Source organism: Neorhizobium sp. 2083 (assembly GCF_031455615.1).
Taxonomy (GTDB): Bacteria; Pseudomonadota; Alphaproteobacteria; order Rhizobiales; family Rhizobiaceae; genus Neorhizobium.
On the sequence record NZ_JAVDTC010000002.1, the window covers coordinates 292,632 to 310,349 of the forward strand.

Genomic DNA, 17,718 nt, shown 5'->3' on the forward strand with positions numbered 1-17,718 from the left:
AAAAATGGTGGCAGCACCCGGCGAGAACTTGCGCATCAACGGCGATCGTCTGTGGGACATGCTCATGGACATGGCGAAGATCGGCCCCGGCATCGCCGGCGGCAACAATCGCCAGACGCTGACCGATGCGGACGGCGAAGGCCGTCACCTCTTCAAGCGGTGGTGCGAGGCGGAAGGCCTGACCGTCGGCATCGACAGGATGGGCACGATGTTCGCCACCCGCGCCGGCACCGATCCGGATGCGCTGCCTGTCTATGTCGGCAGCCATCTCGACACCCAGCCGACCGGCGGGAAATATGACGGCGTGCTCGGCGTGCTCGGCGCGCTGGAAGTGGTGCGCACCATGAACGACCTCGGCATAAAGACGAAACACCCGATCGTCGTCACCAACTGGGCAAACGAGGAAGGCGCACGCTTCGCGCCGGCCATGCTGGCGTCGGGCGTCTTCGCCGGCATACATTCGCTCGACTACGCCTATGGCCGCAAGGACCCGGACGGCAAGACCTATGGCGACGAGCTGAAGCGCATCGGCTGGCTCGGCGACGAAGAAGTCGGCGCGCGAAAGATGCACGCCTATTTCGAATACCATATCGAACAGGGGCCGATCCTTGAGGCCGAGAACAAGCAGATCGGCGTCGTCACCCACTGTCAGGGCCTGTGGTGGCTGGAATTCACGCTGACCGGCCGCGAGGCGCATACGGGATCGACGCCGATGAACCTGCGCGTCAATGCCGGCCTTGCCTTCGGCCGCATCCTCGAAATGGTGCAGGCAGTGGCAATGTCCGAACAGCCGGGCGCCGTCGGCGGCGTCGGCCAAGTGTTCTTCTCGCCGAACTCCCGCAACGTGCTGCCCGGCAAGGTGGTCTTCACCGTCGACATTCGTACCCCCTCCCAGGAAAAGCTCGACCGCATGCGGGCGACGATCGAGAAACAGGCGGCCGAGATCTGCGAACCGCTCGGCGTCGGCTGCTCGGTCGAAGCGGTCGGCCATTTCGACCCGGTGACCTTCGATCCGGTCCTTGTCGGCCGCGTCCGCGAAGCGGCTGAAAAACTCGGCTACAGCCATATGAACATCATCTCCGGCGCCGGCCACGACGCCTGCTGGGCCGCCAGGGTGGCGCCTGCGACCATGGTCATGTGCCCTTGCGTCGGCGGGCTCAGCCACAACGAGGCGGAGGAGATTTCCAAGGAATGGGCGGCGGCGGGAGCCGACGTGCTGTTCCATGCCGTGCTGGAGACGGCGGAGATTGTGGAGTAGCATTGCAGCCGCCACCTTGAGACAGGAAACGGACAATGGGACGACCGAGGGAAATATCACCCGAAGAACGAGCCGAACTGATCCGGCAGGGATATCGCCCGATCGAAATCTGGGTTCCCGACACGACGAGTGAAGCCTATCGCAAGGAGGCGGCCAGACAGGCACGCGCCGCTGTGGAGGCTGACCGGCAGGCCGGGATCGTGGAACTTGTCGACGAAAGCGCCGCAGAAGACTGGGACAAACCGTGAGGCTCAGGCGGGGTGATATGGTTACGGCGGCATTCCAAGGCGATCTGGGCAAGCCGAGACCAGCAGTCATTCTCCACGCCGAAGAATTTATCGAACATCACGTCACTCTTCTGCTGTGCCCGCTCACCACTTTCCTCGCAGACTCCCCCAGTTTTCGACCCACTATCACCCCTTCAACGGATAACGGGCTGCAAACAACATCCCAGATCATGGTCGACAAAATGACCCATCTGCGAAAGTCCGCCATACGTCAGATCATCGGGCATCTGAGTGACGACGAAATGCAACGGCTTGAAACCGCCGTCATCACCATCACCGGTTTGCGGCAGTCCGTGCTGCCGATAACCAGGATACAGTAACAGGGGAACAACCATGACCACAGTCATCAAGGGTGGAACCATCGTCACCGCCGACCTGACCTACAAGGCGGACGTGAAGATCGATGGCGGCAGAATCATCGAGATCGGCCCGAACCTTTCCGGCGACACCACGCTGGATGCGGCCGGCTGTTATGTCATGCCGGGCGGCATCGATCCGCATGTGCACCTCGAAATGCCGTTCATGGGCACCTACTCCTCCGACGATTTCGAGAGCGGCACGCGGGCAGCGCTTTCCGGCGGCACGACCATGGTCGTCGATTTCTGCCTGCCCGAGCCCGGCCAGTCGCTGCTCGACGCGCTGAAGCGCTGGGACAACAAGGCGACCCGCGCCAATTGCGATTATTCCTTCCACATGTCGGTCACCTGGTGGGGCGAACAGGTCTTCAACGAGATGAAGGCGGTCGTTTCTCATCACGGCATCAATACCTTCAAGCATTTCATGGCCTACAAGGGCGCGCTGATGGTGAACGACGACGAGATGTTCGCCTCCTTCCAGCGCTGCGCCGAACTCGGTGCCCTGCCGCTGGTGCATGCCGAAAACGGCGACGTCGTCGCCGCGATGCAGGCCAAGCTGATGGACGAGGGCAATAACGGCCCCGAGGCGCATGCCTATTCCCGCCCTGCGTCGGTTGAGGGCGAGGCGACCAACCGCGCCATCATCATCGCTGACATGGCGGGAGTGCCCCTCTATGTCGTCCACACGTCCTGCGAACAGGCGCATGAAGCGATCCGCCGCGCCCGCCAGAACGGCATGCGCGTTTACGGCGAGCCGCTGATCCAGCACCTGACGCTCGACGAAAGCGAATATTTCAACAAGGACTGGGATCACTCGGCCCGCCGCGTGATGTCGCCTCCGTTCCGCAACAAGCAGCACCAGGACAGCCTCTGGGCGGGCCTTGCCTCCGGGTCATTGCAGGTGGTGGCGACCGACCATTGCGCCTTCACCACGGAGCAGAAGCGCACCGGCGTCGGCGACTTCCGCAAGATCCCGAACGGCACCGGCGGCCTGGAAGACCGTATGCCGATGCTCTGGACCTACGGCGTCGCGACTGGCCGCATCACCATGAACGAGTTCGTGGCCGTCACCTCCACCAACATCGCCAAAATCCTCAACATCTATCCGCGGAAGGGCGCGATCCTGGTCGGCGCCGACGCCGATATCGTCGTCTGGGACCCGAAGCGCTCCAAGACCATCACTGCCAGGAGCCAGCAGTCGGCGATCGACTACAATGTCTTCGAGGGCAAGGAAGTCACCGGCCTGTCGCGCTACACATTGACCCGCGGCGTGGTGGCGATCGAGGACGGAGCGATCAAGACGCAGGAGGGTCATGGCCAGTTCGTCAAGCGCGAGCCTTATCCTGCGGTCAACAAGGCGCTGTCGACCTGGAAGGAACTGACCTCGCCCCGCAAGGTGGAGCGGACGGGCATTCCGGCGAGCGGGGTTTGAACAGCAGCGATGTTTTCTTCGCGGCATACCTCCCTCTGCCCTGCCGGGCATCTCCCCCTCAAGGGGGGAGATCGGATAGCTGTAACGCCTCGCCCAAAACGAAAGCCGCAGTTTACCGAAGCCTATTCGAATTCGATCGATGGCGAACGAAGCCGGCCCGGCATATCGATCTCCCCCCTTGAGGGGGAGATGTCCGGCAGGACAGAGGGGGGGGCCGCCACCCACTCGTCCGCGGAAGACCTACCCTTTCACCAGCCCGTCCAGCTCCGGCAGAAGCACGACGCTCTCCTGCTCGTTCGGGTCGGTGCGGGCGATCACCGCCGAACAGGGCGCGTCCGAAATGTTGGCCGGCAAGTGCGGCACGCCGGCGGGGATGTACATCATCTCGCCGGCCGAAAGTTCGGCGCATTCCTCCAGCCGGTCGCCGTACCAGGTGACGGCGGAGCCGGAGAGCACGTAGATCGCCGTCTCGTGGGTTGCGTGCAGATGGGCCTTCGCCCGCGCGCCCGGCGGAATGGTGACGAGATGCATGCAGATGCCCTTGGAGCCGACCGTTTCTGCCGCGATCCCCTCGAAATAGCTCAAGCCCTGCTTGCCGCCATAGGCGGCGCCGGGCCTCACGACATGGCAGGTGGGCTTTGATGCACTGTCCATGGCCAAATTCCTCTGTCGAACGGGATCTGCTGCCAGCATATCACGGCGGCGCGGGGACGGGAGCGGGCGCAAACGAAAAGATGGCCTTCGGGCTGGCCTGTCTGCTTCTGACGATGACGGCCGCTTCCGGCGCTGGCGCCCAGGTGCCGGAGATCGAAGGCACCTATGGCGCCGAAGGAGGCTGCCGGGTGGCCCGGACCGGCGATGGGGAGGAGTTTGCCGCCACGCTGACGAAAGAAGCCGTAACGACGTTCGCCTCACAGTGCACGTTCAAGGGAAATCCCAGACGGATCGTCGGCGGCTTTCGGACGGAGGCGCTCTGCGACGAAGAAGGGGAAGAAGGTCAGCACACGGCAATGATCGATATCCTGCGCAACGGCGATGTCTATACTGTACGCTTCGCAGACGGACTTGAATGGGGGCCTTTCGAGAAATGTCATTGAATACCATCCGCTTGACCACCGCATCGGCAGTGCTTGCCGTTATGTCGGTTGCCGTTCCCGCCAAGGCGGTGACCTTCCTCGACGGAGCCTATGGCAGCAAGGAAGGCTGTATCTATGCCAAAACGGGTGAATCGTCCGGCGCCGACGACTTCCTGCTGCTGAAGGACGACGGGGTGACGACCTCCGTTTCCGCCTGCGAATTCAAGGGTGCGCCCACGAAGACGGCCACCGGGTTTACCATCAAGGCGCAATGCGATGCCGAAGGGGAAGTCGGCCCCGAGGACACGGCGACACTCACCAAATCCGCCAAGGGCTATACCGTCAGCTTCCCGGACGGGACCAAACTGGGACCGATGCCGAAATGCCGATGAACAATGCTCCATCCTCCGTCGTCTCGGCCAACAAGCTCGGCCTCACCTTCGAGACGGGTGACGGCCCCGTCCATGCGCTTTCGAATGTCGATCTCACGGTCAACAAGGGCGATTTCGTCTCCTTCATCGGCCCGTCCGGCTGCGGCAAGACGACGTTCCTGCGCGTCATCGCCGATCTCGAAAAGGCGACCTCCGGCGAGATCACCGTCAACGGCATGACGCCGGAAGAAGCGCGCAAATCCCGCTCCTACGGTTATGTCTTCCAGGCGCCGGCGCTTTACCCCTGGCGGACGATCGAGAAGAACATCGCCCTGCCACTCGAGATCATGGGCTATTCCTCAGTGGATCGCAAAGCCCGCATCGAGCGCACCCTCGATCTCGTCAACCTCTCCGGCTTCGGCAAGAAATACCCCTGGCAGCTGTCCGGCGGCATGCAGCAGCGCGCTTCGATCGCCCGCGCGCTCGCCTTCGACGCCGACCTACTTTTGATGGACGAACCCTTCGGCGCGCTTGACGAGATCGTCCGCGATCACCTGAACGAGCAGCTTCTGAAGCTCTGGGCCCGGACCGAAAAGACCATCTGTTTCGTCACTCACTCCATCCCGGAGGCGGTCTATCTCTCCACCAAGATCGTCGTCATGTCGCCGCGGCCAGGCCGGGTGACGGACGTGATCGAATCGACCCTGCCCAGGGAACGCCCGCTCGAAATCCGCGAGACGCCGGAGTTCCTGGAGATTGCGCATCGGGTGCGCGAGGGCTTGAGGGCGGGGCATAGTTATGAGGAGTGAGGTTTTGCGGAGGCGGGGAGCCGATCGTCGGGAGTGCGGAGGCAAGTCCCCTCCCCAACCCCTCCCCACAAGGGGGAGGGACTTACCGCGCCGCACCGCCCCATCCAACAGCAACGCCGCTCCAAGACGCACCGTCGGAAAGAGAATGGGAAGGCTGCCGCAGGTTAAGCCCCTCCCCCTTGTGGGGAGGGGTTGGGGCGGGGTCTTTCTTCCTGATGTTCGAGGAGCAATCTAAATGCCCCACTCCAACATCACTCCCCAAACCAGAACACGCGCTAAAACACTCCGCCGCGAACTAACGAAAGCCGAATCCGCGATGTGGGATATGCTCCGCGATTTCCGACCTTATGGGGCGCGCTTCCGGCGCGAAACACCGATCGGTCCCTATATTGCTGATTTTGCCTGGCTTGCAGTGCGTATTGTGGTGGAAGTGGATGGTGACAGCCATGAAACCGATCATGGCCGCCAGCACGATATAAGGAGAGACGCTTTCCTGAAAAGCCAGGGCTTCACCATCTTGAGATTCGACAACGATCAGGTTCTCGAAGGGCCGGACCACGTCTTCACGGTCATGGAAAAACACGTAGCTCCTTTTCTGAAGAGGGAGTTCGCATGAAACCCGACACCCTCGCCCAACGCATCATCCCGGTCCTCACCATCCTGATCGCCATCGTCGCCATCTGGTACGTCGCCGCCTATTTCATGAACGCCCCGTTCCAGCGCGATCTCGACCGGCGCGCGGGCGTCACCTCCACCACGATGGAATTCATCGGCAAAACCATGGCGCAGCCGAAGCCTATCCTGCCGGCGCCGCATCAGGTGGTGAGCAATGTCTTCGAAAATACGTTCCTGCGCAGCGTCACCTCCAATCGCAGCCTCGTCTACCATGCCTGGGTGACCCTCTCCTCGACTGTCCTCGGCTTCACCATGGGCACGCTGACCGGCATCCTGATCGCGGTCGGCATCGTGCATCTGAAGGCGCTCGACCGCAGCCTGATGCCGTGGATCATCGCCTCGCAGACGGTGCCGATCCTCGCGGTCGCGCCGATGGTGATCGTCGTGCTCGGCGCGATCAACATCACCGGCCTGATCCCCAAGGCGCTGATCTCCACCTATCTCTCCTTCTTCCCTGTCGCGGTCGGCATGGTGAAGGGCCTGCGCTCGCCCGAGATCATCCAGCTCGACCTGATGCGCACCTATTATGCGAGCGGCGCCCAGACCTTCTGGAAACTACGGGTCCCGGCCTCCATCCCCTTCCTGTTCACCTCGATGAAGGTGGCGATCGCCGCAAGCCTGGTCGGCGCGATCGTCGGCGAGCTGCCGACCGGGGCCGTCGCCGGCATCGGCTCGAAACTGCTGGCCGCGGCCTATTACAGCCAGACGATCGACATCTGGGCGGCGCTGATCGCCGGTTCGGTTCTGGCGGCACTTCTGGTCACCATCGTCGGCATCGTCGCGAAAATCGTCGATCGCTCGATGGGCGGGAGGCCGGCATGACCCTGATTCTTCGCTCCTGGCAGGGTGCCGCCGCCGTGGCCCTTTGCCTCGCCGCCCTGGCCTCCCTGCCCCTGATGGCGGCGGATGCCCCCTCACCCTTCGGCACCGGCATCGTCGCCCTGGTCTTCCTGATGGTTGCCGGCGCGGCAGCCATCTCGTTCACGAAGCTCTCCCAGCCTCTCCTCGCCACGATCCTGTTCGTCGCGGCCCATCTGGCGGTCTGGTTGCTGCTCGCCGGCATCGCCGGTAACGAGGGCAAGGCGACACTCGCCTTTTTCCTGATGCTCGCGGCCTCATGGCTGCTGGCTTGGCGTTGCGTCGCAGTGTTGTCTCATCTACGCCCCAGGTCCGGCGCCGGCGATACCTTCCTGCGGCTGCTGATCCCGGCGATCTTCGGTGTCTGGATCCTGATCCTCTGGGAGGCGGCGACGCGCGGCGCCGGCATCCCCTTCATCATCCTGCCGCCTCCGTCGGCGATCGGCGCACGGCTCGCCGGCTCGGTGCCGATCCTCTGGGCCGACGTGCAGCAGACCATCTTCAAGGCCGTCCTGTTCGGTTATGTGGTCGGCTGCGCCTCCGGCTTCGTCGTCGCCATCCTTGCCGACCGCATCGCCTTCCTGCGCCGCGGGCTCTTACCGATCGGCAACATGGTCTCGGCGCTGCCGATCATCGGCGTCGCGCCGATCATGGTCATGTGGTTCGGCTTCGACTGGCAGTCCAAGGCGGCCGTCGTGATCATCATGACTTTCTTCCCGATGCTGGTGAACACGGTGGCGGGGCTCGCAGCCTCCGGCGCCATGGAGCGCGACCTGATGCGCTCCTATGCCTCCGACTACTGGCAGACGCTGGTAAAACTGCGGCTGCCGGCCGCCATGCCCTTCATCTTCAACGCGCTGAAGATCAACTCGACGCTGGCGCTGATCGGTGCGATCGTCGCCGAGTTCTTCGGCACGCCGATCGTCGGCATGGGGTTCCGCATCTCGACCGAGATCGGCCGCATGAATGTCGACATGGTCTGGGCCGAAATCGCTGTTGCAGCGCTCATCGGTTCGGTTTTTTATGGTGTCGTGGCGCTTGGCGAAAGAGCGACGACGTTCTGGCATCCGTCTAACCGCGGTGGTTAGGCGCTGAAATCCGGCCCGTTTCGGCGGACCCGGCAAACCTCAGAGGGAAGGATAAAAAACATGAGAAAAATTCTCGTTGCACTGATGGCAGGGACCATGTCGCTTGCCGCAGCCCAGGCGGCTCTCGCCGCCGACAAGGTGACCCTGCAGCTCAAATGGGTGGCGCAGGGCCAGTTCGGCGGCTACTTCGTCGCCAAGGACAAGGGCTTCTACAAGGAAGAAGGCCTCGACGTCACGATCAAGCCGGGCGGCCCGGACATCGCGCCCGAACAGGTGATCGCCGGCGGCGGCGCCGACGTCATCGTCGACTGGATGGGCGGCGCGCTGGTCGCCCGCGAAAAGGGCGTGCCGCTGATCAACATCGCCCAGCCCTACCAGAAATCCGGCCTGCAGATGATCTGCCCCAAGGACGGCCCGGTAAAGACCGAAGCCGATTTCAAGGGCCACACGCTCGGCGTCTGGTTCTTCGGCAACGAATATCCGTTCTTCGCCTGGATGAACAAGCTCGGCTTGAAGACCGACGGCGGCAAGGACGGCGTCACCGTGCTGAAGCAGAGTTTTGACGTGCAGCCGCTCATTCAGAAGCAGGCGGACTGCATCTCGGTCATGACCTATAACGAATACTGGCAGGCGATCGATGCCGGCTTCAAGCCGGACCAGCTCACCGTCTTCAATTTCTCCGCCATGGGCAACGACCTGCTCGAGGACGGCCTTTACGTGATGGACACCAAGCTCAAGGACCCGAAGTTCAAGGAGACCATGGTGAAGTTCGTCCGCGCTTCGATGAAGGGCTGGAAATACGCCATCGCCAACCCGGCGGAAGCGGCCGGGATAGTCATGGACAATGGCGGCCAGGACGAAAACCACCAGAAGCGCATGATGGGCGAAGTCGCCAAGCTGATCGGCACCGGCACCGGCAAGCTCGACACCGCGACCTACGACCGTACGGTGAAGGCGCTGCTTGACCAGAAGATCATCGCCAAGAAGCCGGAAGGCGCCTATACGACCGAGATTACCGACGCCGCTTTGAAATAATAATCGCCCGTTGCTCGCTCAAAGAGAACGCGCAGCTCTTTAGCTGCGCGTTTTTGAAATTTTTCTAATGTAAATCATAACTAAAACTCATTCATCCTATAACGGCGACGGATTGATTTGTGCAACGCAAACACGTAAAAGTGCAGCGTTGATGAATCTTTCGCTGCTGGTCTTGTAACCGTTTTGTGCGGTTACCACCTTGATCCGGGTTACCGTGCGCTGAGGGGGCGCGACGTAACCGGAGCGGTTCCCAGCGGAATATTTGCCCCTTACTTCAGTTTGAAAGTAGTCGCATGTTTCGCAAGTTCACTCAGTCTGCCGGCATCCCGGCCCTTAAGCTCGCACTGATTGCAGGTGCTGCCTATGCCACAATCCTGACGCAGCAGCCCGCTCCCGCATTTGCGCAGGATCCGGCTGCGCCGGCCCCTGCACCGACGGAAATCAAGCTGCCGTCTATCGTGGTGACGGAGGCGATCGAAAAGCCGCTCGTCGACCGTGTCATCGCCACCGGCACGATCAGGCCCGTCGAGGAAGTTTATGTCCAGCCGCTCGTGGACGCGCTGTCGATCAAGACGCTGAATGCCGATGTCGGCGACGAGGTGAAGGCCGACAGCGTGCTCGCGACGCTGAACGACGACGCACTGCTTCTCCAGAAGAGCCAGCTGCAAGCCAACAAGGCCAAGGCCAAGGCCGCCGTCGCGCAATATCAGGCGCAGGTGATCGAGGCTCAGGCAAATGTCGCCGATACGACCCGCCAGCGCGATCGCCTCCAGAAGCTCAGCCAGAGCGGCACCGGCACCGTCTCGCAGCTCGAACAGGCAACGGCTGCCGTCGAGGTCGCGCAGGCGCGGCTGAACGCGGCCAAGCAGGCCGTGACGGTCGGCGAATCCGACATCAAGGTCGTCGATGCGCAGATCGACGATATCGACCTGAAGCTCGCCCGGACCGGTGTGAAGGCGCCCGTCCCCGGTGTAATCTCGGTGCGCAATGCCAAGGTCGGCGCCATCGCCAGCGGCACCGGCAATCCGCTGTTCACGATCATCAAAGACGGCGCGATCGAACTCGTGGCCGACCTTTCCGAAACCGATATCCAGAAGATCAAGACCGGGCAGAAGGCAATGGTGACCGTTGCCGGTGGCAAGGTGAAGATCGAGGGCAAGGTCCGGCTCGTCTCCCCGACGGTGGATCCGGTCACCCGCCTCGGCGCCGTGCATATCGTCATCGACGACGAGAGCGGCGCACGCGCGGGCATGTATGGCAGCGCCGAGATCGTGATAGCCGAGGCCAAAGCGCTGGCGCTTCCGCTCTCGGCCGTCACCACCGGCCGCACCGGTTCCACCGCCCGAAAGGTCGAGGACAACGTCGTCAAGCAGGTGAAAATTGAAACCGGCATCCAGGATGGTGGTTTCGTTCAGGTCGTCAGCGGTCTTACGGCCGGTGACTTGGTCGTTGCGAAGGCCGGTGCCTTCGTTCGGGACGGCGACAAGATCGCCCCGGTCCCGGCCGAACCCGCCACTATTGCGAACTGAGGTTTAGCCGCATGAACTTCTCCGCCTGGTCGATCCGCAATCCGATTGCGCCGCTGCTCGGTTTTGCCCTTTTGCTCGTTGTCGGCATCCAGTCGTTCTACGCGCTGCCGATCACCCGTTTCCCGAATATCGACGTCCCCGTCGTGTCGATCAACGTGACCCAGAGCGGTGCCGCGCCTGCCGAACTGGAAATGCAGGTGACGAAGGAGATCGAGGACGCTGTCGCCTCGATCAGCGGCATCGACGAAATCCAGTCGACGGTGACGGACGGCCAGTCGCAGACGGTCGTCGTCTTCCGCATCGAAAAGCCCACCGCCGAAGCCGTGCAGGACACCAAGGATGCGATCGACAAGATCCGCAGCGACTTGCCGGCCGGCATCGAAGAGCCTGTCGTCACCAAGGTCGACGTCGAAGGCCAGGCAATCCAGACATTCGCCGTCTCCTCGCCAAACATGACGCTCGAGGAACTCTCCTGGTTCGTCGACGACACCGTCAAGCGCGCCCTCCAGGGCCAGGCCGGCATCGGCCGCATCGACCGTTACGGCGGCTCCGACCGCGAAGTCCGCGTCTCGCTGAATCCCGCCAAACTCGATGCCTATGGCATTACCGCGGCCGATGTCAGCACCCAGCTGCGCGGCACCAACGTCGATCTCGGTTCGGGCCGCGGCCAGGTGGCCGGCAACGAACAGACGATCCGCACGCTGGGCGATGCCCGCAGCGTCGCCCAGCTCGCCGACACGACGATCACCCTGCCCAACGGCCAGTTCGTCAAGCTGACCGAGCTCGGCAACGTCACCGACACCTATGAGGAGCCGAAATCCTTCTCGCGCTTCAACGGCACGCCGTCGGTCACGTTCGCCGTGTTCCGCGCCAAGGGCGCCAGCGAGGTTTCGGTTGCCGAAACCGTCGCCACCAGCCTCGACCAGGTACGCAAGGCCAACCCGAACGTCGCGATCGAAATGGTCGATGACTCGGTCTACTTCACCTACGGCAATTACGAGGCGGCCCTCCACACGCTGATGGAAGGTTCCATCCTCGCCGTCATCGTGGTCTTCCTGTTCCTGAGGAACTGGCGCGCCACGCTGATCGCCGCGGTCGCCCTTCCGCTCTCGGCTGTCCCGACCTTCTGGATCATGGACATCATGGGGTTCTCGCTGAACCTCGTGAGCTTCCTGGCACTGACGCTCGCGACCGGTATTCTCGTCGACGATGCGATCGTCGAGATCGAGAACATCGCGCGGCATATCAAGATGGGTAAGACGCCCTATCGGGCGGCGCTCGAGGCGGCGGACGAAATCGGTCTCGCCGTGATCGCCACCAGCTTCACCATCATCGCGGTGTTCGTGCCGGTCTCGTTCATGCCGGGCGTCCCGGGCCAGTACTTCATCCAGTTCGGCCTGACGGTCGCTTTCTCGGTTTTCTTCTCGCTCGCAGTGGCGCGACTGATCACGCCGCTGATGGCCGCCTATCTGATGAGCCCCGAAGACGGGATGGAAGACCATCACGACAACGACGGCTGGATCATGAAGGCCTATACGCGCCTCGTCACCGGCACGACCCGCCGCTGGTACTGGCGTTATACCACGATGCTCGCCGCAATCGGCTTCCTGATCGGCTCGGTGATGCTGCTTTCGCAAGTCCCCGGCAGCTTCCTGCCGCCGGACGACTCTTCGCGCGTCGTTTTGTCGGTAGAATTGCCGCCGAATGCGACGCTCGACGAGACCGCGGCCAGCACCGATGTCGTCTATGATGCGATCCGCCATATCGACGGTGTGGAGAGCGTGTTCATTCTCGGTGGCGCCTCGCCGAAGGGCGACCTCGAACTGCGCCGCGCAACCGTGCGCGTCATCCTGCAGAACATCGATCATTCGCTGGTAAAGACCCTGGTCAACAAGGGCCTCGGCTCCATCCCCCTCGTCCGCGACTTCGTGCCGAAGATGAAGGAAAATGGCCGCACCCGTCCGCAATGGGATGTCGAAAAGGATATCTTCGCCGCCGTCCGCTCCATTCCGGACGTGCGGATCTCCAAGGTCAACGACCGGGCTGAACGGGATCTGTCGTTCAACTTCCTTTCCACCAGCGAGGCAGACCTGACCGAAGCCGTCAGCATGCTGGAATCGAAGCTGCGCGCCTCGCCGATCCTTGCCAACGTCTCGTCGGAAGGCGCCCTGCCCCGGCCTGAACTGCAGATCCGGCCTCGCATGGCGGAGGCTTCGCGCCTCGGCATCACGCCGCAGCAGATCGCCCAGACCGTCCGCGTCGCGACGATTGGCGATGTCGATGCCAACCTCGCCAAGATCTCGCTCGACGACCGGCAGATCCCGATCCGCGTCCAGGCGTCGCTCGACGTTCGCCGCGATCTGGCCTCCATCCGCGCCTTGAAGATCAAGACAGCCGCCGGTGCCAGCGTGCCGCTCTACAGCGTCGCCGACATCGACTATTCGGAAGGCCCGAGCTCGATCAAGCGCAACGACCGCAACCGCGTCGTGGCGATCGGATCCGACGTGCCCTTCGGCACGGCGCTCGATACGGCCTCGGCCGAGTTCAAGCGTATCGTCAGCGAAACCGAGCTGCCGAAGACGGTTCGCCTCGCCGAAAGCGGCGACGCCAAGGTTCAGGCGGAAATGCAGCAGAGCTTCGGCAATGCGATGCTGATGGGCCTGATGCTGGTGCTGGTGGTGCTGATCCTGCTCTTCAAGGACGTTATCCAGCCCTTCACCATCCTGTTCTCGCTGCCGCTTGCGATCGGCGGCGTGGCGGTGGCGCTGATCATCACCCAGAACGCGCTGTCGATGCCGGTCCTGATCGGCATCCTGATGCTGATGGGCATCGTCACGAAGAATGCCATCCTTCTGGTGGACTTCGCGATCGAGATGAAGCGTCACGGCCTGGAACGGGTCCATGCCATGGTGGAAGCCGGCCGCAAGCGCGCCCGTCCGATCATCATGACCTCGATCGCCATGTCGGCGGGCATGCTGCCCTCGGCGCTCGGCGTCGGCGAAGGTGGTTCGTTCCGCGCGCCGATGGCGATCGCGGTAATGGGCGGCATCATCGTTTCGACGGTTCTTTCGCTTCTCGTCGTGCCGTCCTTCTTCCTGATCATGGACGACCTGTCGCGCCTGCTCGGCAAGATCTTCGGCCGCATGGTCGGCAAGAAGGAACAGGAGGACTTCGGTCTTTCCAACGAGGAGCTCAGCCAGGAGGCGCGCAAGAACGCCCAGACGATCGCCTCCCTGGAAGAGCGCCTCAACCAGATGGAACGGCAGACGAGCGCCAACGACGATCGCTCTCCCGGTGCCCAGACCAGCAGCAATGTGTTGCGCCTGCCGCCGTTGGCTGCCGAATAAGCGTCATCTCCAAAGCCGATTTTTCGACAACGCCGGGCCTCTTGGTCCGGCGTTTTTCGTTTAAAAAACGCCAGCTCGCGGAGATTGCAGAAAAAATATTCAGATTTGATCGATGTCAAAACCAGATTTCATGAACCTGTTATTTTAGCAGCATCGGGAATGCGTAGCGGTTCAGGTTATGGAAGAGACGGCGGACATGATGAACAGCAACTTCAAGCTCAGCAACAGGGACCGGGCCGTCCTGATGAAGACGCCTTTCCTGACCAGCCTGAGCGGTAATTCTCTCATGCGGATGATATCGGTCATGAGCGTCATAAGCCTGACGAACCGCAAATCGATCTTTCGCGAAGGCGAGAATGCGGACGCTTTTTACTGTGTTCTCAGCGGTTACGTGCGGCTCTATCAGCTCAATCGCGATGGCCGCGAGGCGGATATCCGGATCTGCAGTCCGGGCGACACCTTTGCCGAATGTCTGCTCTATGGCGGCACCAAGTACCGCTATCACGCACAGACGGCCGAAGCCACGACACTTGCCCGCTTCGACATGCAGGCGGTGCGGGATCTGGCCGAACAGGAGAGGGATATCGCCAAGGCGGTGATCACCTCGCTGTCGAAACATCTGATGACCACGATGGACTGCGTCGCCAACGACAGGTTGCATACGGCGCCGCAGCGGGTGGCGAATTACATCCTCACCCGCTGTCCGGTGGATGGCGGCCCGGCCTCCATTCGCCTGCCTTTCCAGAAGAACCTGCTCGCGGGCATGCTGGGTCTGGCTCCCGAGGCTCTCTCCCGCGCATTCTCCACTCTCCGGCGGACGGGAGTGACGGTGCGCGGACGCGTGATCCAGGTCGGTGACGTGCAGGCCCTGCGGGAAATCTGAAATTCGAGGGAAAGCGAGGCCGGCCGGGCGGGTCCGGGCTCTCTTTGGATGCATGCCGCGACGCGGGCGGCGGGACCGCGGCGTGCAAATAAGGCCGGTGGCTTCGGGGGCCACCGGCCTCATTTTTTCTGGAGCATGTCGCGCAAAAGCGTGGAGCGGGTTTGCGATAGCAACATGCGTAAAACAAAGACCTGAAACCTGCCGAGCACGCCCGAAGGATCGCGGCACGCTTTAAAGACCGCCCTGCTCCTTCAGGAACCGGACGACATGGTCCACGCCGTCGCCGCGTTTCAGGTCGGTGAACAGATGCGGTTTTGCCTCGCGCATGCGATAGGCGTCGCGGTCCATGACGTCGAGATCGACATCGACGTAGGGAGCGAGATCCTTCTTGTTGATGATCAGGAGATCGGAGCGGGTGATTCCCGGGCCGCCCTTGCGCGGAATTTCCTCGCCCTGGCAGGTGGAGATCACATAGATGGTGATGTCGGCGAGATCCGGCGAAAAGGTCGCCGCGAGATTGTCACCGCCCGACTCGATGAACACCACGTCGAGATCCGGAAAACGTTCGTTCAGCCCCGCGATAGCCTGCAGATTGATCGTCGCATCCTCGCGGATGGCGGTGTGCGGGCAGCCGCCGGTCTCGACGCCGACGATCCGGTCCGAGGAGAGCGCCTGGCAGCGCACCAGCGCCTCGGCATCTTCCTTGGTATAGATATCGTTGGTGACGACCGCGACGGAATAATCCTCTCGCATCGCCTTGCAGAGCTTTTCGGTCAATGCCGTCTTGCCCGAGCCGACGGGGCCGCCGATGCCGACACGCAGGGGTCCGTTGTCCGATTTCATGTGTCGTCCTTTCATGATTCAGGTCTCAAGCTTAAGCCCGCCTTCACGAGCGGAAAAGCCGCGAATGCTGGGTTTCGTGCCGGAGAGAAGCGATTTCCGCCTGCACCGCCGCACCGCCGAGCTCGTCTAGCGTGGCGAGGCTCGCCCGTTCGCTTGTCTCGATGATCGGCGCCTCCAGGCCAGCCAGCACAGCCACACCGTCCGCCTGTCCCGAAACGCCGAGCCTGATCGCTGCCGAAACGGATTGCGAAACGGCGGCATGCAGATAGGCGGCCAGCGCCGACGCTGGAGCCACGCCATGTGCCGCCGCAACCGCACCGACGGCGACGGGGAACGGCACGGTCGCCGGAAGGCGATCAAGGACCGGATGGGGCCAGGCGGATGCCGCCACGGCGAATGCCTTGCCGAGCGCCAGCGTCTCCGTATGACGCTCCGCCGACCCCGCAAGCGCCAGTCCCAGCTCGGCCGTATCCTTCAATCCGGCCTCGTCCCCGGAGCGCCGCCAGGCTTCGGCGAACAGCACGGCGTCGTTCCACAAGGAACCGTGCCGCAGCAGGCTCGAAAGCCAGCCGCCGAGACCCGCCGCGTCCCTGACGAGACCGTCATGCACGGCCCGCTCCAGTCCACCCGAATAGGCGAAACCGCCGATCGGGAAGGCCGGAGAAAGCCAGGCCATCAGCCTTAGAAGCGCTTTCGTATCGACGTTTTCGCTCACCGAAGTTTAGTGCCCGTGATGGTCATGGCCGTGAGGCCCGTGCGAATGATAGGCGCCGCGGGCCGGCTGGAACCCTTCCTCGACCTCCGCAACCTCGGCACCCAGCCCCTGCAACATCGCCCGGATGACATGGTCGCGCAGGATGAGGATACGCCCCTCCTCGATCTGCGCGGAGAGATGCCGGTTGCCGAGATGCCAGGCGAGCTCGATCAGGTGCAGCGTATCGCGCGCCTTGATCTCGAAGAGCTTTTCGGGAGCCGCCTGCACCTCGATCGTGTCGCCGTTGTCGAGCACCAGCCGGTCGCCGTGTTGGAAAAGCACCGCCTCCTTGAGGTCGAGCATCACCATCTCGCCATTGGAAAGATGCAGCAGCTTGCGGCGCAGATGCCGCAGATCATGCGGCAGGATGACGATATCGACCGGCGGATCGGTGACCACCCCTGCCGGATGATAGGAATGGATGTGCTGCATGGGATACTCCGGTCAATTGAAAAGCTCGAGGGATAGCGTAAGCGTCTGCGGCAGCGGATTCCAGAGCCCAGTGCGCAAACCGGCTGCACGAAGTGCCGCGGCGGTCCAGGTATTGCAGCCGGCGAACGCATTGAAATAGCCGTTCGCTTCGAAGAACCGATCAGAGGCACCATAGGCCGCATCCGGCACCACGGCCACCTCGTCCTCTTGCCTTACAAAGCTGGTCTGGATGAAATCCGAAAGCCGCTGGAATTCCGCCGGTCCCAGGTCCAGCGGCATGACCGTCGGATGGCCTTCGTCGATACCGCCGGCCACATCCACATGCATGACCGACCTGTCGAGCGTCAGTGCCCGGAACACCGGCATCGGCTTCAGATCCGCCCAAGTCGGCGTTTCCAGGTAGAAGGCACGCCCACCCCAGCCGATCACCAGCCATTCCGCGCCCGGATCGGAGACCGGAACGCCTGCCCCGCCCAGGAAAGCAAAGGCGGCACGGGTGTCTGCGGAAAGCGGAATGGCGATATCCGTGTGGATCGGGTTGGAGAGCACCAGGATGCGCCTTTGCCCGACCTCCGCTGCCCGGCTCGGCGCAAACAGCGGCCGCGGGACGAACGTCCCGGCAGCGACCGCGAAAGCCACCAACAGCACCGCGGCAAACAGCCGGCGAAAGATCCTTTTCATTCAA

19 protein-coding genes are annotated in these 17,718 nt (G+C 62.7%); 14 read left to right on the forward strand and 5 right to left on the reverse strand.

The window, feature by feature from the left end; genetic code table 11:
* The first annotated feature begins 4 nt into the window (after positions 1-4).
* From J2X76_RS09560 to hydA, 4 genes are read left to right on the forward strand one after another with little or no spacing between them, the layout of a single operon-like run.
* A complete protein-coding gene (locus tag J2X76_RS09560; RefSeq protein WP_310215323.1) occupies positions 5-1,258 on the forward strand; it encodes a Zn-dependent hydrolase in 1,254 nt (417 codons plus the stop codon).
* 35 nt (positions 1,259-1,293) lie between these two features.
* Positions 1,294-1,506, forward strand: coding sequence for an antitoxin MazE-like protein (locus J2X76_RS09565; RefSeq protein ID WP_310215325.1), 213 nt, complete (start codon positions 1,294-1,296; stop codon positions 1,504-1,506).
* 17 nt (positions 1,507-1,523) lie between these two features.
* On the forward strand, positions 1,524-1,865 hold the full coding sequence (locus J2X76_RS09570; protein WP_310215327.1) for a type II toxin-antitoxin system PemK/MazF family toxin: 342 nt from the start codon (positions 1,524-1,526) through the stop codon (positions 1,863-1,865).
* 13 nt (positions 1,866-1,878) lie between these two features.
* Complete coding sequence (hydA, locus tag J2X76_RS09575; protein WP_310215330.1) at positions 1,879-3,333, forward strand: dihydropyrimidinase; 1,455 nt, start codon at positions 1,879-1,881, stop codon at positions 3,331-3,333.
* Between the two features lie 240 nt (positions 3,334-3,573).
* On the opposite strand, the gene J2X76_RS09580 is transcribed toward hydA, so the two are convergent.
* Positions 3,574-3,987, reverse strand: coding sequence for a cupin domain-containing protein (locus J2X76_RS09580; protein WP_113126592.1), 414 nt, complete (start codon positions 3,985-3,987; stop codon positions 3,574-3,576).
* An 80-nt stretch (positions 3,988-4,067) separates the two neighbouring features.
* Between J2X76_RS09580 and J2X76_RS09585 the strand changes: the two genes are divergently transcribed.
* From J2X76_RS09585 to J2X76_RS09630, 10 genes are all read left to right on the forward strand, one after another.
* On the forward strand, positions 4,068-4,430 hold the full coding sequence (locus tag J2X76_RS09585) for a hypothetical protein (protein ID WP_310215335.1): 363 nt from the start codon (positions 4,068-4,070) through the stop codon (positions 4,428-4,430).
* Positions 4,421-4,801, forward strand: a complete 381-nt coding sequence (locus tag J2X76_RS09590; protein ID WP_162732142.1) for a hypothetical protein — start codon at positions 4,421-4,423, stop codon at positions 4,799-4,801. The genes J2X76_RS09585 and J2X76_RS09590 overlap by 10 nt, the downstream gene beginning before the upstream one ends.
* Positions 4,798-5,589 carry an ABC transporter ATP-binding protein gene (locus J2X76_RS09595; protein WP_310215341.1) on the forward strand — a complete coding sequence of 264 codons (792 nt, stop codon included), beginning with the start codon at positions 4,798-4,800 and terminating at the stop codon, positions 5,587-5,589. The genes J2X76_RS09590 and J2X76_RS09595 overlap by 4 nt, the downstream gene beginning before the upstream one ends.
* Before the next feature lie 235 nt (positions 5,590-5,824).
* Positions 5,825-6,205 carry a DUF559 domain-containing protein gene (locus tag J2X76_RS09600; RefSeq protein WP_310215344.1) on the forward strand — a complete coding sequence of 127 codons (381 nt, stop codon included), beginning with the start codon at positions 5,825-5,827 and terminating at the stop codon, positions 6,203-6,205.
* Positions 6,202-7,086, forward strand: coding sequence for an ABC transporter permease (locus tag J2X76_RS09605; protein WP_113126588.1), 885 nt, complete (start codon positions 6,202-6,204; stop codon positions 7,084-7,086). Before J2X76_RS09600 ends, J2X76_RS09605 begins: the two co-directional genes overlap by 4 nt.
* Positions 7,083-8,210, forward strand: coding sequence for an ABC transporter permease (locus J2X76_RS09610; RefSeq protein WP_310215347.1), 1,128 nt, complete (start codon positions 7,083-7,085; stop codon positions 8,208-8,210). Before J2X76_RS09605 ends, J2X76_RS09610 begins: the two co-directional genes overlap by 4 nt.
* Before the next feature lie 60 nt (positions 8,211-8,270).
* A complete protein-coding gene (locus J2X76_RS09615; RefSeq protein WP_113126586.1) occupies positions 8,271-9,245 on the forward strand; it encodes an ABC transporter substrate-binding protein in 975 nt (324 codons plus the stop codon).
* A 293-nt stretch (positions 9,246-9,538) separates the two neighbouring features.
* A complete protein-coding gene (locus tag J2X76_RS09620) occupies positions 9,539-10,774 on the forward strand; it encodes an efflux RND transporter periplasmic adaptor subunit (RefSeq protein ID WP_113126585.1) in 1,236 nt (411 codons plus the stop codon).
* Between the two features lie 11 nt (positions 10,775-10,785).
* The gene (locus J2X76_RS09625) at positions 10,786-14,121 is read left to right on the forward strand and encodes an efflux RND transporter permease subunit (RefSeq protein ID WP_310215352.1); all 3,336 of its coding nucleotides are present in this window, start codon (positions 10,786-10,788) and stop codon (positions 14,119-14,121) included.
* Positions 14,122-14,320: 199 nt separating this feature from the next.
* Positions 14,321-15,004 (forward strand): Crp/Fnr family transcriptional regulator, encoded by a 684-nt coding sequence (locus J2X76_RS09630; protein ID WP_310216514.1) that lies wholly within the window; start codon positions 14,321-14,323, stop codon positions 15,002-15,004.
* 231 nt (positions 15,005-15,235) lie between these two features.
* On the opposite strand, the gene ureG is transcribed toward J2X76_RS09630, so the two are convergent.
* From ureG to J2X76_RS09650, 4 genes are read right to left on the reverse strand one after another with little or no spacing between them, the layout of a single operon-like run.
* Positions 15,236-15,847 (reverse strand): urease accessory protein UreG, encoded by a 612-nt coding sequence (ureG, locus tag J2X76_RS09635; RefSeq protein ID WP_113126582.1) that lies wholly within the window; start codon positions 15,845-15,847, stop codon positions 15,236-15,238.
* Between the two features lie 43 nt (positions 15,848-15,890).
* Complete coding sequence (locus tag J2X76_RS09640) at positions 15,891-16,562, reverse strand: urease accessory protein UreF (RefSeq protein WP_310215357.1); 672 nt, start codon at positions 16,560-16,562, stop codon at positions 15,891-15,893.
* Positions 16,563-16,568: 6 nt separating this feature from the next.
* Positions 16,569-17,033, reverse strand: a complete 465-nt coding sequence (gene ureE / locus J2X76_RS09645; RefSeq protein WP_113126580.1) for an urease accessory protein UreE — start codon at positions 17,031-17,033, stop codon at positions 16,569-16,571.
* 12 nt (positions 17,034-17,045) lie between these two features.
* Positions 17,046-17,714 carry a TIGR02117 family protein gene (locus tag J2X76_RS09650; RefSeq protein WP_310215360.1) on the reverse strand — a complete coding sequence of 223 codons (669 nt, stop codon included), beginning with the start codon at positions 17,712-17,714 and terminating at the stop codon, positions 17,046-17,048.
* Positions 17,715-17,718: the final 4 nt, after the last annotated feature.

What these genes read in the sequence shown, in the direction of transcription:
- J2X76_RS09560 (WP_310215323.1), top strand. Translation starts at nt 5, where the DNA reads ATGGTGGCAGCACCCGGCGAGAACTTGCGCATCAACGGCGATCGTCTG.
- J2X76_RS09615 (WP_113126586.1), top strand. Translation starts at nt 8,271, where the DNA reads ATGAGAAAAATTCTCGTTGCACTGATGGCAGGGACCATGTCGCTTGCC.
- J2X76_RS09590 (WP_162732142.1), top strand. Translation starts at nt 4,421, where the DNA reads ATGTCATTGAATACCATCCGCTTGACCACCGCATCGGCAGTGCTTGCC.
- J2X76_RS09570 (WP_310215327.1), top strand. Translation starts at nt 1,524, where the DNA reads ATGGTTACGGCGGCATTCCAAGGCGATCTGGGCAAGCCGAGACCAGCA.
- J2X76_RS09585 (WP_310215335.1), top strand. Translation starts at nt 4,068, where the DNA reads ATGGCCTTCGGGCTGGCCTGTCTGCTTCTGACGATGACGGCCGCTTCC.
- J2X76_RS09600 (WP_310215344.1), top strand. Translation starts at nt 5,825, where the DNA reads ATGCCCCACTCCAACATCACTCCCCAAACCAGAACACGCGCTAAAACA.
- ureE (WP_113126580.1), bottom strand. Translation starts at nt 17,033, where the DNA reads ATGCAGCACATCCATTCCTATCATCCGGCAGGGGTGGTCACCGATCCG.
- J2X76_RS09595 (WP_310215341.1), top strand. Translation starts at nt 4,798, where the DNA reads ATGAACAATGCTCCATCCTCCGTCGTCTCGGCCAACAAGCTCGGCCTC.
- ureG (WP_113126582.1), bottom strand. Translation starts at nt 15,847, where the DNA reads ATGAAATCGGACAACGGACCCCTGCGTGTCGGCATCGGCGGCCCCGTC.
- J2X76_RS09620 (WP_113126585.1), top strand. Translation starts at nt 9,539, where the DNA reads ATGTTTCGCAAGTTCACTCAGTCTGCCGGCATCCCGGCCCTTAAGCTC.
- J2X76_RS09650 (WP_310215360.1), bottom strand. Translation starts at nt 17,714, where the DNA reads ATGAAAAGGATCTTTCGCCGGCTGTTTGCCGCGGTGCTGTTGGTGGCT.
- J2X76_RS09580 (WP_113126592.1), bottom strand. Translation starts at nt 3,987, where the DNA reads ATGGACAGTGCATCAAAGCCCACCTGCCATGTCGTGAGGCCCGGCGCC.
- J2X76_RS09610 (WP_310215347.1), top strand. Translation starts at nt 7,083, where the DNA reads ATGACCCTGATTCTTCGCTCCTGGCAGGGTGCCGCCGCCGTGGCCCTT.
- J2X76_RS09630 (WP_310216514.1), top strand. Translation starts at nt 14,321, where the DNA reads ATGAACAGCAACTTCAAGCTCAGCAACAGGGACCGGGCCGTCCTGATG.
- J2X76_RS09625 (WP_310215352.1), top strand. Translation starts at nt 10,786, where the DNA reads ATGAACTTCTCCGCCTGGTCGATCCGCAATCCGATTGCGCCGCTGCTC.
- J2X76_RS09605 (WP_113126588.1), top strand. Translation starts at nt 6,202, where the DNA reads ATGAAACCCGACACCCTCGCCCAACGCATCATCCCGGTCCTCACCATC.
- hydA (WP_310215330.1), top strand. Translation starts at nt 1,879, where the DNA reads ATGACCACAGTCATCAAGGGTGGAACCATCGTCACCGCCGACCTGACC.
- J2X76_RS09565 (WP_310215325.1), top strand. Translation starts at nt 1,294, where the DNA reads ATGGGACGACCGAGGGAAATATCACCCGAAGAACGAGCCGAACTGATC.